We start from the raw sequence: 15,193 nt of genomic DNA, 5'->3' as shown, positions 1-15,193 counted from the left end.
CGCTCAATTAGTAACCTTTACACAAGCGCGGATATTACTCCATTCCCAGCTCTTTCAGCTTGCGCGTCAGGGTATTACGTCCCCATCCCAACAGGCGAGCGGCTTCCTGCTTGTGGCCCTGCGTATGACGAAGCGCGGTGGTCAACAGCGTACGCTCCATCTCAGGCTGCGCTTCAGACAGCAGGTTTTGATGACCGGAACGCAGTGCGCGGTCGGCCCACTGCGCCAGCAGCGTTGCCCAGCTGTCCGGCAAAGCATGCCCGGTGCTGCTTTCAGGCGCGGTCGCTTCAAACAGCTCGGCCGGTAAATCCTGAATCAGCACTTCCTGACCGGCGGCCATCACGGTTAACCAGCGGCAGGTATTTTCCAGCTGACGCACGTTGCCCGGCCACGCCAGGCGCGTCAGAGCGGCATCGGTTTCCGGGTGAAGCTGCTTGGCCTCCACACCCAGCTCGCGGGCGGCTACCTGCAGGAAATGGCGCGCCAGGCGGGGAATATCTTCCCGGCGTTCACGCAGCGGCGGCAGATGAACGCGAATGACGTTCAGACGATGGAATAAATCCTCACGGAATTTGCCTTCCTGCACGCGCTGCTCCAGGTTCTGGTGGGTCGCGGCAATAATGCGCACGTCCACCTTCACCGGCGCATAGCCGCCCACGCGGTAAAACTGTCCGTCCGCCAGCACGCGCAGCAGGCGGGTCTGAACGTCAAGCGGCATATCGCCGATCTCATCCAGGAACAGCGTGCCGCCATCAGCCTGTTCAAAGCGCCCCTGGCGAATGGTATTTGCGCCGGTAAACGCCCCTTTTTCGTGCCCGAACAGTTCGGATTCAATCAAATCCTTCGGGATCGCCGCCATATTCAGGGCAATGAACGGTGCTTTTGCCCGCGGGCTATGGCGATGCAGCGCATGCGCCACAAGCTCTTTACCGGTTCCCGATTCGCCGTTAATCAAGACGCTGATGGACGAGCGGGACAGACGGCCAATAATGCGAAAGACGTCCTGCATCGCCGGCGCTTCGCCGATGATGTCGGTGGTTGGCCCAAAATCGGGCGCGTGGCGCGGCTGCTGCTGCTCCTGATAGTGGCTAATCGCGCGCTCAACCAGCGCCACCGCTTCGTCGATATCAAACGGTTTGGGCAGATAATCGAATGCCCCTTGCTGGTAAGCGCTCACCGCGGCATCCAGATCGGAGTGTGCCGTCATTATGATGACCGGGAGCATAGGGTGGCGTTGTTTGATCTGCTTTAACAGCGCCAGCCCGTCCATGCCCGGCATGCGAATATCCGACAGCAGAACATCGGGCGTTTTGGTGGTGAGTGCGTCGAGCACTTCGCTGCCGCTCTCAAACGTCGTGCAGCTTAATCCCGCCCCTGTGAGCGCGCGTTCAAGCACCCAACGGATGGAGCTATCGTCATCGACTACCCAGACTATCCCTCGTTGCATAAACGTCACCTTTATTTTTTAATCGGCAGGAAAACCGAAAACTCGGTATGTCCCGGCCAACTGGTAAATTCAATTTTTCCAGAGTGTTGATCGATCAAACTTCGGGCAATGGATAAGCCCAGGCCGGTTCCGCCTTCGCGACCGCTGACCATCGGGTAGAACAGGGTGTCCTGCAGATGCGATGGAATGCCGGGCCCGTTATCCTCGACGTCGATTCGGGCTGCAAGCCGATAGCGCACGCCGTGTAACGTGAGCTGGAAGGCGGTACGGGTGCGTAAAATAATCTCGCCCCCGTCAGGCCCCAGCGCCTGCAGGGCATTGCGCACAATGTTCAACAGGACCTGCTCAATCTGATCCGGGTCATGAGCCAGTTCCGGCAGGCTTGGGTCGTAATCACGTACCAGCGTGACGTTCTCCGGCAGCTCCATCGAGACGAGCTTCACCACCCGTTCAGCCACTTTATGGATGCTTTCTGTGACGTGCATTCCCGGCTGCTGTGGCCCGAGAAGGCGGTCAACCAGATTCCGCAGACGGTCCGCCTGCTCAATGATGACGTTGGTGTACTCCGCCAGCGCAGGGTCAGGCAGCGCCTTGGTCAGAAGCTGCGCCGCACCGCGTAATCCGCCCAGCGGGTTTTTGATTTCATGCGCCAGACCGCGCACCAGGTCTCGGGCGGCAATTTGCTGTGCATGCTGAAGCTGTTCCTGGCTCAGTCGGCGCTGATTATCCATCGGCGCCATTTCCAGCAGGATCAGGCCTTCGGGAAGACGTTGCGCGGTCAGCGACAGAATGTGCGAACGCCCGTCGATCACCAACGTCACTTCGTTATCGGTGAAACCCTGGCCCGCCTGTAAACTTTCCTGCATCAGGCCAATATTCAGCGAAAAATAGCTCAGGAGTTCCGGAAGTGGGGTGCCGAACAGTTTACGTGCGCTTTGGGCAAGCAGCTGCTGTGCCGCCGGGTTGGCGTAATGAACGGCCAGCTCGTCATCGACCAGCAAAATGCTGTTAATCAAAGAATTGAGGATCTGCCCAGCATCGGGCAGCGTGCCAGTTGCCATTCAGCAGTCTCCTGGAGTCGTTTGCACTAATTTAGTGCAGTATAGCGTTTTCGGCGACAAAAGCGCGTGAGATCAGATTGTTGGTGGAGAAAAAAGCCCATCCGGAGATGGGCTAAAAGTTTCCACGGCAACTACTCCCGGCGCTTGTCACGCCGGGTAAAACAACTTAATTAAACGCTGTAGTACAGTTCGAACTCAACCGGATGCGGAGTCATACGCACGCGGTCGTTCTCTTCAGTGCGCAGCGCGATGTAAGCATCGATAGCGTCGTCAGTGAATACGCCACCTGCAGTCAGGAACTCGCGGTCTGCGTCCAGCGCCTGCAGGGCTTCTTCCAGAGAGCCAGCAACCTGTGGGATCTCTTTCGCTTCTTCTGGCGGCAGGTCGTACAGGTTTTTGTCCATCGCTTCGCCTGGGTGGATCTTGTTCTTGATACCGTCCAGACCGGCCATCAGCAGTGCTGCGAAGCACAGGTATGGGTTAGCCGCTGGATCCGGGAAGCGCACTTCGATACGACGCGCTTTAGGAGATGCCACCACCGGGATACGGATAGAAGCAGAACGGTTACGCGCAGAGTAGGCCAGCATCACTGGCGCTTCGTAGCCCGGGACCAGACGCTTGTAGGAGTTGGTGGTTGGGTTCGCCAGGGCGTTGATCGCTTTAGCGTGTTTGATTACGCCGCCAATGTAATACAGCGCCTGCTCGGACAGACCGGCATATTTGTCGCCAGAGAACAGGTTGGTGCCGTTCTTGGACAGAGACATGTGGCAGTGCATACCGGAACCGTTGTCGCCAAACATTGGTTTTGGCATGAAGGTCGCAGTTTTACCGAAACGGTGCGCAACGTTGTGCACAACGTATTTGTAGATCTGAATTTCGTCCGCTTTTTTGGTCATGGTGTTGAAGCGGGTAGCCACTTCGTTCTGACCCGCCGTCGCCACTTCGTGGTGGTGCGCTTCAACAACCAGGCCCATCTCTTCCATCACCAGACACATGGTGGAACGAATGTCCTGTGCAGAGTCGACCGGAGGAACCGGGAAGTAACCGCCTTTCACGCCTGGACGGTGACCTTTGTTACCACCTTCGTATTTGGTGGAGGAGTTCCATGCGCCTTCGATGTCGTCGATAGCCACGTGTGAGCCAGAAATAGACGCACCGAAACGGATGTCATCGAACAGGAAGAACTCTGGCTCTGGCCCGAACAGAACGGTGTCTGCGATGCCGGTAGAACGCAGGTACTCTTCAGCGCGTTTCGCGATAGAACGTGGGTCGCGGTCGTAGCCCTGCAGGGTGCCTGGCTCGAGGATGTCGCAACGGATGATCAGAGTAGGTTCTTCGAAGAACGGATCAATGACCGCAGTGGTCGCATCTGGCATCAGAACCATGTCGGATTCATTAATGCCTTTCCAGCCACCAATGGAGGAGCCGTCAAACATTTTGCCTTCTTCAAAGAATTCGGCGTTCACCTGATGAGCAGGGATTGTGACGTGCTGTTCTTTACCTTTGGTATCGGTGAAGCGCAGATCAACAAACTTCACTTCATGTTCGTTCAGCATCGTCAAAACGTGTTCAGCGGACATACTTAACTCTCCAGATTGGTCATTGTCGTCGTGGTAACGAGGTCTTCAATTTCTGTTTGTACTGGCTGGTGCCATGTATTTTTTATAAAGCGAAATCTGTGCCAACTTTTAAAACACCCCAAAAAGGCGTTATCATGCGCACCATAGTGCAAAAGGGCTGCACCACGATGGATTTGTTGCACCAGTATAGTGCTTCAATGTGAACATTGAGCACCATATTGGTGCAATTTACGTTAAAGTGCCCTTTTACCGCTCCGTGAAAGCGATCACAAAGCATCTCTGCAATACTTGTTTGCGGGGGATGTTTGTGATCCTGTTTTGTAGTGCGATTAATCCGTGTACAATAACGCGCTATTTCTAAATGCCTGAGGCAAAGTTGTGATCGAAAATTTGCGTAACATCGCCATCATCGCGCACGTTGACCATGGTAAAACTACCCTGGTCGATAAGCTGCTGCAGCAATCCGGTACGTTTGATGCGCGTGCCGAAACCCAAGAACGCGTGATGGACTCCAACGATTTGGAGAAAGAGCGTGGGATTACCATCCTCGCGAAAAACACCGCGATTAAATGGAATGACTACCGTATCAACATCGTTGATACCCCAGGGCACGCCGACTTCGGTGGTGAAGTTGAACGTGTAATGTCCATGGTAGACTCCGTTCTGCTGGTCGTTGACGCAATGGATGGCCCAATGCCACAGACGCGCTTCGTGACCAAAAAAGCATTTGCCCATGGTCTGAAGCCAATCGTTGTTATCAACAAAGTTGACCGCCCTGGCGCGCGTCCTGACTGGGTTGTTGACCAGGTATTCGACCTGTTCGTTAACCTCGACGCGACCGACGAGCAGCTGGACTTCCCTATCGTTTACGCCTCTGCGCTGAACGGTATCGCAGGTCTGGACCACGAAGACATGGCTGAAGACATGACCCCGCTGTATCAGGCGATTGTTGACCGTGTTCCTGCGCCAAACGTCGATCTCGACGGTACCCTGCAGATGCAGATCTCTCAGCTCGATTACAACAACTACGTTGGCGTTATCGGCATTGGTCGTATCAAGCGCGGTAAAGTGAAGCCGAACCAGCAGGTCACTATCATCGATAGCGAAGGCAAAACCCGTAACGGTAAAGTTGGTAAAGTACTGACTCACCTGGGTCTTGAGCGTATCGAGAGCGACATCGCTGAAGCGGGCGATATCATCGCTATCACCGGTCTGGGTGAACTGAACATCTCCGACACCATCTGCGATCCGCAGAACGTCGAAGCGCTGCCAGCCCTGTCCGTTGATGAACCAACCGTATCCATGTTCTTCAACGTCAACACCTCTCCGTTCTGTGGTAAAGAAGGTAAGTTCGTTACCTCTCGTCAGATCCTTGACCGCCTGAACAAAGAGCTGGTGCACAACGTTGCACTGCGCGTTGAAGAAACCGAAGACGCTGATGCATTCCGCGTTTCGGGTCGTGGTGAGCTGCACCTGTCTGTTCTGATCGAAAACATGCGTCGTGAAGGTTTCGAAATGGCGGTTTCCCGTCCGAAAGTTATCTTCCGCGAAATCGATGGCCGTAAACAAGAGCCGTTCGAAAACGTGACGCTGGACGTTGAAGAGCAGCACCAGGGGTCTGTGATGCAGGCTCTGGGTGAGCGTAAAGGCGACCTGAAAAACATGAATCCAGATGGCAAAGGCCGCGTACGTCTCGACTACGTGATCCCAAGCCGTGGCCTGATCGGCTTCCGTTCTGAGTTCATGACCATGACTTCAGGTACCGGTCTGCTGTACTCCACCTTCAGCCACTACGACGACGTTCGTCCGGGTGAAGTGGGCCAGCGTAACAACGGCGTGCTGATCTCCAACGGTCAGGGTAAAGCGGTTGCGTTTGCGCTGTTCGGTCTGCAGGATCGCGGTAAGCTGTTCCTGGGTCACGGTGCTGAGGTTTATGAAGGCCAGATCATCGGTATTCACAGTCGTTCTAACGACCTGACCGTAAACTGCCTGACCGGTAAGAAACTGACCAACATGCGTGCGTCCGGTACTGACGAAGCAACGGTTCTGGTTCCACCGATCAAGATGACTCTGGAGCAGGCTCTGGAATTCATCGATGATGACGAACTGGTCGAAGTGACTCCACAGTCAATTCGTATCCGTAAGCGTCACCTGACCGAGAACGATCGTAAACGTGCTATGCGCGGTGCGAAAGAAGACTAATACGGTTAATCCGTAGGCCGGGTAAGCGCATGCGCCACCCGGCAACGAAAAAGCCGCTGAGCGATCAGCGGCTTTTTTATTAGAACGAATACCGTAACCCTAAACGGATCCGGTACTGCTCCCGGTTGTAATCATTCCACCTGTCCAGCCACTGCAGTTCGAGGTACGGCAGCCAGTTTCTGTCGATTTTATAGCTGAACTTGTTGGTAATTTCCCAGTGATGGTCTTTGCCATTTTTGCTGTGGTAATCATTCACCCGCTGGAAAAAGTGCGGTTCAAAGGTGTAGAAAAATGCATCCGTTACTTTGAAATTCCAGTAGTTGGCAAATTCGTGCGTGTCGTTCTTATCCATCTGCCCGTTATAGTCCGGCGTATCGTAGTTGTTATGGTTATAGCGATAGCGGAACGTCAGATTAAACCAGTCTGTAAATTTGTAGTTGGTATCTAAATAAACCGCACCGCCGGACCCTGCGCTGCTGTCGTTAATCAATCCACCGGGCTGGAAGGTGAGTTTGTCGGTCGGCTTAAAGAGCGGATACCACCCCTCGATTTCATTATAGCTGTGCTTAAGTTCATCCCATTTACCTACGTTATAGGCGTTGGTGAACATCAGTCCCGCGCCCATATCGAAGTTATAGCCCGCACGCAGGATCACCTCGTGCAGCTCTGAGGCCGTATTGTAGGCTTCGCGGGTTTCGACATAGGCCCCGGCAAATACCGGGCAGGACACAGACGACACGATCAGTACAGTGATGATTCTTTTCATAATTTGTCCATGTATCAGGTACAGAAAGGCCTCCCTCCTGATAAACAGGAAGGACATAGTGGCCGGATTTATTGTTATAAAGTGACTGCTGACGCTTTATTGTTGGTGGTTATCTCAGGGGTATTCGCGGTTTGTTTCTTCCGTTTTCCAATCTCCTCGATAATAAAGGCGAAGCGCGCTTCGTTGAGTTTATAAAACAGCCCCATGGTCACGGCAGCAACAATCGCCAGGCCGCACGGCCAGAGGAAAATAAGCTGACGCAACCCAAGCAGCGTGCCCGCGCTCTGCACGGCATGGGGAACGTAGCCAATCTGGGTCAGCATAATACCGGGCAGGAAACCGGCGAGCGCGGCGGAGATTTTGCGCGAGAAGGTATAGCCGGTATACACCGACCCTTCGGCGCGAATGCCGGTTTTCCACTCGCCGTAATCGACGGTATCCGGCACCAGCGCCCAGTTCAGGCTGTTCACAAACGCGGTGCCGAAGAAGGCCATGCAGGAAAACAGCACGAACAGCAGGGAGCTGGTCCCCCAGAAGAAATTCAGCACGTCGCCCACTGCCCACAGCGCCAGGCCACCCAGATAGACCGGTTTCTTGCCAAAGCGCTTCACTGCGCCGGGCACCAGAAACACGCCAATCAGGATGCAGCCCATGCTGAAAAAGCCCATCCACGACAGCAGATGCAGATCGTTCAGCACGTACTGGGTGTAATAGACCTGAATCGCTAGCTTGATGTTAAACGCGGCGAGGGTACACAGGTTGGCGATGCACAGCACCAGCAGCGGCGGATTGCGGAAAATCGCACAGAACGATTTCAGAATGCCGGGCTTATGATGATCGGGTGTGAGCTCCACGTAGCGTTCTTTAACTCCGCTGTAGCACCACCACATGCAGAACAGACCGCCAGTGACGAACACCAGCGCGGCCACCAGATAGCCGAAGGAGGGCTGGTGGACGAACAGCGCCTGAATGGGCATAAAGCCGACGGTGCAGAGTAACAGCCCCACCGTTGCGCCGCCCTGACGCCAGGCCGCCAGCTGCGCGCGCTCGTTCGGGTTTTTGGTGATGGCCGGGACCATCGCACCGTAGGCGCAGTTCATCAGGCTGTAGCAGAGGCCAAACATCATGAAGAGCACGGTGGCGAGCGCCGTTTTCACCGTCAGGCTAAAGTCGTTGGCCATAAACTGCGCCGTCGCGACCAGCGCCACCGGCACGGAGGCGTAAAGAATGAAGGGCCGGAATTTTCCTCTTGCACCGATGTGACGCCGGGAATCGAGCAGTACGCCGGTTAGCATGTCGGTAAACGCGGTAAAAAACTTCGCCACCAGGAAAATAATGCCGCCATAGAACGCCGGCATGCCCAGTTCGTCTGTATAAAACTTCAGCAAATACAGCGTGCCAATACACAGCATCAGGTTCGAGCCAAAATCGCCCATCCCGTAGGCGCACTTCTCTCGCAGGCTCAATTTCAGGGTTAACGGATCAGTGTTATGTGTCATGGTCGATCCTCAGAGCGCCCCGCAGGGCGCTCTATCACGTCATTTATGCCGTACGTTTGCGCAGTTCGATTTCTTCGACGATGCGCACATACATCTTCTCGTTGAGGTTATAGAAGCAGCCCATCGCCACGATGGTGATGACCGCCAGCAGGCTCGGGTAGATAAATATCAGCTGCCGCAGCCCTTCAACCGTCACGGCGCTTTGCACCACGTTGGGCACGTAGCCGATCTGCGTGAGCATGATCCCCGGGAAGAAGCCCGCCAGCGCCTGGGATACCTTCCTGAAGAAGGTAAAGCCGGTGTAGACCGTCCCTTCGGAGCGCACGCCGGTGCGCCACTCGCCGTACTCCACGGTATCGGACACCAGCGCCCAGTTCAGGCTGTTCACAAACGCGGAACCGAAGAACGCCAGGCAGGAGAACGCCACAAAGCTCACCGAGCCGCCGCCGAAGAAGTAGTTGAGCAGATCGCCCGCCACCCAAATCGTCAGCCCGCTGATGTAGACTTTTTTCTTGCCGAAGCGCCGCACCGCGCCGGGCATCATAAAGACGCCGATAAAAATGCAGCCCATGCTGAAGAAGCCCATGTACGACAGCAGGATTGGGTCGTTCAGCACGTACTGCGTGTAGTAGACCTGAATGGCAAGTTTGACGTTAAAGGCGCCCAGCGTGCACAGGTTCGCGATGCACAGGATAAACAGCGGACGGTTCCCGGCGATGGCGCGGAACGACTGCAGCAGCCCCGGTTTTTGCGCCGGGTTAGCGGGCTGCGCCTCGACGTAACGCTCGGTCACCCCCTTGTAGCACCACCACATAAAAAACAGCCCGAACAGCGAGAAGAGGGTGGCGGCAAAGATGTAGCCAAGCTGGTCATTGCCTTCAATCAGGTTCATCACCGGAACAAAACCCACGGTACAGAGCAGCAGGCCCAGCGTAGCACCGCCCTGACGCCAGGCGGCCAGCGAGGCGCGCTCGTCCGGGTTTTTGGTAATGGCCGGTACCATCGCGCCGTAGGAGCAGTTCATCATGCTGAAGAACAGGCCGTACAGCATGAACAGCACCGTCGCCATCACCGTTTTACCGGTGATTTCAAACGGCGTGCCGACGAAGTTGGCAATCGCCAGGAGGGTCACTGGGAACGCTGCATAGAGCACGAACGGGCGGAATTTTCCTTTCGGGCCGATCTTGCGCCGGGAGTCGAGCATGATCCCGGTGCCCATATCGGTGAAGGCGGTAAAGAACTTCGCAATCAGGAAGATGATTCCGCCGTAGGTACCCGGCAGCCCCAGAACATCAGTATAAAACTTCAGCAAATAGAGCGTGCCGATATCCAGCAGGATGTTTGAGCCGAGATCGCCCATCCCGTAGGCGAGTTTTTCTTTAAACGGCAGGCGTAGGGTTGCCGGATCGGAAGTATGTTGACTCATTATTGTTCTCCGTCTGCCCGCAGGTTTCCCTGCGGGCGAGCCTTATCAGATATCACGTAAGGTGCTAAACAGATCTGCCCATTCGCTGTGCTGGCGGTAGAAGACCGGCGGCTTGCCGAGCGGGGCATCAACGGTCACGTCACCGCCCTGGCAGGTTTCCCCGGTCCACACATTCACCCAGCTGTCCTGCGGCAGATAGAACGACCAGTCGCGGCGCCCCTCTTCATAAACCGGCGCCACCAGCAGGTCGCGGCCAAACAGGTACTGGTATTTCAGCGTGTAGGCGCGCGCATCGTCTTCATAGTGCAGGAACAGCGGACGCATCACCGGCAGGCCGCTTTTCGCGTTCTGCGCGACTGCGGCTTTGATGTAGGGCTTAAGGGTGGTGAAGACGGAGGTCATGCGCGCGAAGTGCGCGATGGTTTCTGCGTCGCCGTCAAACTGCCAGTTATCGCCTGGACGGTTGCCCTCGTGGGTACGCATCATCGGCGTAAAGGCGCTGAAGTCGCACCAGCGCAGCAGCAGCTCTTTGCTGCGCTTCATCTCGAACAGGGTCGTATAGCCGCCGATGTCGCTGTGGTGCAGGCCGTGCCCGGTCATCGCCAGCGACAGCGCCGCAGGGATGACGGACGCCAGACCGTCGTCCAGGCTCCAGTCGACGTTCTGATCCCCCGCCCACATCATCACCGAGTGCTTCTGGCTGCCGGTGTAGCCCGCGCGCATGAAGAACAGGATCTCGCCGAGCTTGCCGGTCTCCTGAAGTGCTTCGTAGTTACATTTGGCCCACAGGGCAGGCCAGGAGTTATGCATGATCTCCGCGCTCACGCCGTTATGCAGGAAGGTGTCGGTCGGCAGGTACTCCCCGAAATCGGCCATCCAGCCGCCGCAGCCCAGTTCGATCAGGTTCTTTTTGATGACTTCTTTGTACCAGTCGTAGGCTTCCGGGTTGGTCAGGTCGATAACGCCCGCGTAGAATTCCCCGAACTCAACGTGGTAGTCCTTGCCGTCGGCGTTTTTGGTCAGATAGCCGCGCTTCGATGCCTCTTCGCAGAGATCTTTATCGCTGGCGACGTACGGGTTGATATAGGAGAGGAACTGCACGCCTTCCTCTTTCCACTTCGCAATCCGCGCATCAAGCTGCGGATAGAGCGCGCTGTTCCACTTCCAGTTCCACATCACGCGCTTGCCGAAGGAGGTCATGCGAATGCCGGACCAGTCCTGCGCCCAGATGCCGTTCACCTTTACGCCGCCGTTACGCATGGTGTCGAGCTTCTGCTGGCACACCTCGGTGCCGCCCTGAATGCCCAGCGTCACGCCGTCGTACACCCAGTCCGGTAGCTCTGGCTGACGCCCCAGCAGTCCGGTCAGTTTTTCCAGTAGATCGACGTACGTTTCCGCACATTCGAAGCGCAGCGTGGCGTTATCTTCCCAGAACGCCAGCTCGTGGAAGTCTGGCGCGCTGAAGTCAAAGTTCATATAGCAGCTGTTATCCACGTGGCAGTAGTACTTCTGGGTGCTCACGAAGGTAGGCTGCGGGAAGAAGGTCCAGTAGTAGTCGCCGCCCGCATTCTCTTTGCAGTCGGCCTGCCAGGTGACGTAGGTCTGCTTGTTACGGCCCACACCCTGCTCGCTGGTCCACAACGGGAACGGCTTGCCGCGCAGGTCGAAGTAAGAGAACTGCTCGCCGCAGCCGTAGATATGATCTTCCGGCTGTGCTGCCAGCCGCAGCCAGATGCGGTTATGGCTGGCGGCGTCATTTTTCAGCTTCAGCTCCAGACGGCCTTCCGCATCCACGCCTACCAGCAGCGTCGCGCTTACCGCATCGCCGCGGGTAAAGCGGATCGCCCAGCCCGCGCTTTGCTGCGTGACGGTCGCGTCCGTCAGGGCAATCTTTTCGTTGAGCTTGTCTTTGATGCTGAAGTTGCCGCGAAACATCTCGATATCCGCCTCACCTGCGCCAATCCACAGGCAAGGGACATCCGCAGAGTGGGATAAAATCAGACGGTCCTGCCAGCGCAGGGTGAAACCACTTTCGTTATTTTTCAGGTCAATATTGTGTAGGGTACGCATAAACACTCCGTCTTTATTATTTAGCCTGACTGTCCAGTAATCCGGCGGCGACGGCAGGCGCTAAGCCCGGCGCCAGCGGCAGGCGAGGGATCACCAGGCAGTGCAGCAGGTGGTAAATATCCTGCTTGCCGTCCCAGACTTTGGTCGTCACTTCGTTATTGGTGTCCAGCTCCTGCCACCAGGAACCATTTTCGTAATCCATTAGGTACTTGATGCAGTAATCCCACCACTTCTGATACCAGGCCTCGTACTGCGCTTCGCCGGTCACGGTATAGAGGGCATAGGCCGTGCCCATCGCCTCGACGATTGGCCAGCGCACGCGTTCACGCACAATAGGCTTGCCGTCCCAGCCCACGGAGTAGACAAATCCATCGGCCCCGTCGGGTGCCCAGGCGTCGCGGATGGTGGCGTGGAACAGTCCTTTCGCATCTTCCAGCAGCCATTCCGGCGGGGTCTCAAAGCGCGCTTCCAGCGCGGCGCGCAGGTGCAGCATCAGGCGGCCCCATTCAATCCAGTGTCCCGGCGTGCCGCCGTAGGCGCGGAAGCGGTGGGCGGGATTATCAATGTTGTAGTCGCGGATCGGATTCCAGCTAGTGTCGAAATGCTCGTTAACGCGGTACTCACCTTTGCGCGCCACGTCATGAATAATCACCGACGCGATGCGCAGGGCGCGGTCGAGCCATTTGCGGTCGTGGGTCACGTCATAAACGATCAGGAAGGCTTCTACGGCGTGCATGTTGGCGTTACCGCCGCGGTAATCTTCTGTTTTGCTGAAGGCTTCATCCCATGACTCCAGGCACATCTGCTCCTGTTCGCTCCAGAAGTAACGCTCAATCACCTCGATGGCATCGTCCAGCAGCCTGCGCGCCTGCGGATGGCCAGTGGTGACGGCGCTCGCCGCACCCAGCAGGACGAAAAAGTGCTGATAACCCTGCTTGGACGCATCAATCACGCCTTCATCGTTAACGCAGGCGTACCAGCCGCCGTGCTGCTTGTCGCGCAGCGGGCCGTTCAGGGCGTTAATACCGTGCTCAACCAGGGCATACGCACCGGGACGCCCCATGTTCGCCGCCACCGCGTAAACGTGCAGCATACGCGCGGTGATCCACAGATGCGTGCCCATATCGCTACGCACCTGGCCGTTATTGCCCAGCCAGCCAAAGCCGGTCGGTACGGCGGCGTTTTTACCGAAATCGAGAATGCGGTCGGTCTCTTGCTCGAGCCAGCGGTTATGGCTCAGGGTGTTAAACCATTTCATGTTCGGGTCCTTTCTTAACGGCGAGCCATCATTTCGTCGACGATCTCACCCAGACGCTGAAGTTTGGGTACGGAAACATCACGCAGCATCAGCTCGGTGTCCGGCAGGCCAATCACAGAGGACCAGACGGCACGACCGGCTAAAAAGCCTGAGGCCCCCGCCTGCATGGCGACGCTGACGGCGCGCGGGAATAACTTATCGTCCACGCCGGACGAGAGGATCACCCACGGCATGGCGATGTTCTCATTCAGCTTTTGCGAGGCCGTCAGCAGCGCCTGCTGCGTGCCCTTGCCAAACAGCGGCATCTCCACTTTGTAGAGGTCGGCACCGCTGTCGCCCAGCTCTTTGGCCGCATCGATAATTGCCTGTTCGCGGTTAAACGCGGCACCGCGACGCGGCGGACGCACCACCGGCTCGATAATGCTCAGCAGACCGTTATCGTGGCAGAGCGTGTTGAACGCTTTCACCATCTCAAGGCGCTGCTGCGGATCTTCATCGCTGCGCCACAGCACCAGCAGCTTCAGTGCTTTGCCGCCATCGCGTTTGACCGCCTGCGCGTCGACGTTCTTGTCGATCACTACGCTGTCGACCGGAAGACCATTCCCCGGGATAAACTCGTCGGCGGCCACAATCATTGCGCAGCTTTTAGCTACGGCCTGCTGCTCGACAATCTGGCGATAGCAGAACTGCTGGTCGACGAGAATGGCAGAGGCGTACGGTGACAGAATTTTTGCCGCGTTGACCTTAAAATCGGTCAGGTGCTGGTCGGTTACCGGAACCGGCGCGCCTGCTGCAGCAAACATCAGGCGCATCGCTTCGCGCTGATCCACGGCCAGCATCGCAAAACCGCCGGAAGGTCGGGTGATATCTTTCAGGGTGTACATCGTCATTCCTCAGTCCTTTCGTATCAGAGTGTTTTTTTCAGCCCGGCAGATGCGCGAACCTGTTCAAGAATGGCCGTCCAGTCTTCGCGCCCGCGCCCGGCGGCGCGTGCCTGGTTGTAAACCTCGCGGGAGGCCGCGCCCAGTGGCATCGGAACGTGGAGTTGGTTAGCCACGTCGAGGGCGATCCCCAGATCTTTATGCGCAAGGTCGATCATGAAGGCGGGTGAAAGATCCCCTTTCAACACCTTGTTCGGCCATGAGGTCGTGAAGTGGCCTTTACCCGCAGGCGTACCGCTCATGACCTTCAGCGCTACATCAAATGAGAGCCCCAGTGCTTCACACAGCACGGCCGCCTCCGCCGAGAGAGCGTTCAGGGCAATGCTCATGTAGTTATTGATAAGCTTCACGCGGATGCCCATGCCCGGCCCGCCGGCATTAATCAGCTCATTGCCCATCGCCATTAATACCGGAGTGGCGCGCTCAATTTGCTGCGCCGTGCCGCCTGCCAGCAGGAGCAGCGTGCCGGCGATGGCATGATCTGAGGTGCGTCCGACAGGCACATCCATCAGGCTGAAGCCGCGTTCAGCCATGTCGCGGATCAGCGCGTCGGTTTGCAGTGGGTGTATGGTGGACATATCAATGACTAGCGCGTCGCGGGACAATCCTTTGCACACGCCGTTTTCGCCAAACAGCACGCTGCGTACCAGGTCGCCGTTTGGCAGCATGGTGATGACGAATTCGGCGTCCGTGGCGGCCTGCGCGGGTGTTGTCACCGCCCGTGCGCCGCTCTCTACCAGCGCCTGAACCGCCTGCGGGTTCACATCGAAGACGTTAAGCTGATGACCTTGTATCAACAGATTCTTCGCCATTGGCGCGCCCATCTGTCCTAAACCGATAAATGCGATTGCTGACATGCCTCTCTCCTGTCACATCGTGTCAATTTTTGCGCGTTTATGTTGTCTGTTTTTGATCGTATTTGTAATTTATAGTCAAAAAATTG

11 protein-coding genes are annotated in these 15,193 nt (G+C 56.6%); 1 reads left to right on the top strand and 10 read right to left on the bottom strand.

Annotated features, from left to right (window positions below):
- Nucleotides 1–34: 34 nt before the first annotated feature.
- From glnG to glnA, 3 genes are all read right to left on the bottom strand, one after another.
- Nucleotides 35–1,447: a nitrogen regulation protein NR(I) gene (gene glnG, locus ABFV38_RS21870; RefSeq protein WP_023309765.1), complete on the bottom strand. Its 1,413-nt coding sequence runs from the start codon at nucleotides 1,445–1,447 to the stop codon at nucleotides 35–37.
- Between the two features lie 11 nt (nucleotides 1,448–1,458).
- A complete protein-coding gene (glnL, locus tag ABFV38_RS21865) occupies nucleotides 1,459–2,508 on the bottom strand; it encodes a nitrogen regulation protein NR(II) (RefSeq protein WP_032644301.1) in 1,050 nt (349 codons plus the stop codon).
- Between the two features lie 170 nt (nucleotides 2,509–2,678).
- The gene (gene glnA / locus ABFV38_RS21860) at nucleotides 2,679–4,088 is read right to left on the bottom strand and encodes a glutamate--ammonia ligase (RefSeq protein WP_008501856.1); all 1,410 of its coding nucleotides are present in this window, start codon (nucleotides 4,086–4,088) and stop codon (nucleotides 2,679–2,681) included.
- Between the two features lie 378 nt (nucleotides 4,089–4,466).
- Here glnA and typA point away from each other — a divergent pair, with 378 nt between their 5' ends.
- Complete coding sequence (typA, locus tag ABFV38_RS21855) at nucleotides 4,467–6,290, top strand: ribosome-dependent GTPase TypA (protein ID WP_023331638.1); 1,824 nt, start codon at nucleotides 4,467–4,469, stop codon at nucleotides 6,288–6,290.
- Between the two features lie 79 nt (nucleotides 6,291–6,369).
- On the opposite strand, the gene ompL is transcribed toward typA, so the two are convergent.
- The 7 genes from ompL to yihU form a co-directional block, all read right to left on the bottom strand.
- On the bottom strand, nucleotides 6,370–7,056 hold the full coding sequence (gene ompL / locus ABFV38_RS21850) for a porin OmpL (RefSeq protein WP_003861929.1): 687 nt from the start codon (nucleotides 7,054–7,056) through the stop codon (nucleotides 6,370–6,372).
- 74 nt (nucleotides 7,057–7,130) lie between these two features.
- Nucleotides 7,131–8,555 carry an MFS transporter gene (locus ABFV38_RS21845; protein WP_348958080.1) on the bottom strand — a complete coding sequence of 475 codons (1,425 nt, stop codon included), beginning with the start codon at nucleotides 8,553–8,555 and terminating at the stop codon, nucleotides 7,131–7,133.
- A gap of 43 nt (nucleotides 8,556–8,598) precedes the next feature.
- The gene (locus ABFV38_RS21840; RefSeq protein WP_348958078.1) at nucleotides 8,599–9,981 is read right to left on the bottom strand and encodes an MFS transporter; all 1,383 of its coding nucleotides are present in this window, start codon (nucleotides 9,979–9,981) and stop codon (nucleotides 8,599–8,601) included.
- A 45-nt stretch (nucleotides 9,982–10,026) separates the two neighbouring features.
- Nucleotides 10,027–12,051 (bottom strand): alpha-glucosidase, encoded by a 2,025-nt coding sequence (locus ABFV38_RS21835; RefSeq protein WP_348958076.1) that lies wholly within the window; start codon nucleotides 12,049–12,051, stop codon nucleotides 10,027–10,029.
- Nucleotides 12,052–12,067: 16 nt separating this feature from the next.
- Complete coding sequence (gene yihS, locus ABFV38_RS21830; protein ID WP_063622903.1) at nucleotides 12,068–13,309, bottom strand: sulfoquinovose isomerase; 1,242 nt, start codon at nucleotides 13,307–13,309, stop codon at nucleotides 12,068–12,070.
- A gap of 14 nt (nucleotides 13,310–13,323) precedes the next feature.
- Nucleotides 13,324–14,199, bottom strand: a complete 876-nt coding sequence (gene yihT / locus ABFV38_RS21825; protein ID WP_348958074.1) for a sulfofructosephosphate aldolase — start codon at nucleotides 14,197–14,199, stop codon at nucleotides 13,324–13,326.
- Between the two features lie 17 nt (nucleotides 14,200–14,216).
- Complete coding sequence (gene yihU, locus ABFV38_RS21820) at nucleotides 14,217–15,107, bottom strand: sulfolactaldehyde 3-reductase (RefSeq protein ID WP_348958072.1); 891 nt, start codon at nucleotides 15,105–15,107, stop codon at nucleotides 14,217–14,219.
- Nucleotides 15,108–15,193: the final 86 nt, after the last annotated feature.

The sequence above is a fragment of the Enterobacter cloacae complex sp. Mu1197 genome, assembly GCF_040059225.1.
Classification (GTDB): domain Bacteria; phylum Pseudomonadota; class Gammaproteobacteria; order Enterobacterales; family Enterobacteriaceae; genus Enterobacter; species Enterobacter quasiroggenkampii.
Note: the sequence above shows the minus strand (reverse complement) of the source record. Positions and strands in the feature narration are given on the sequence as shown.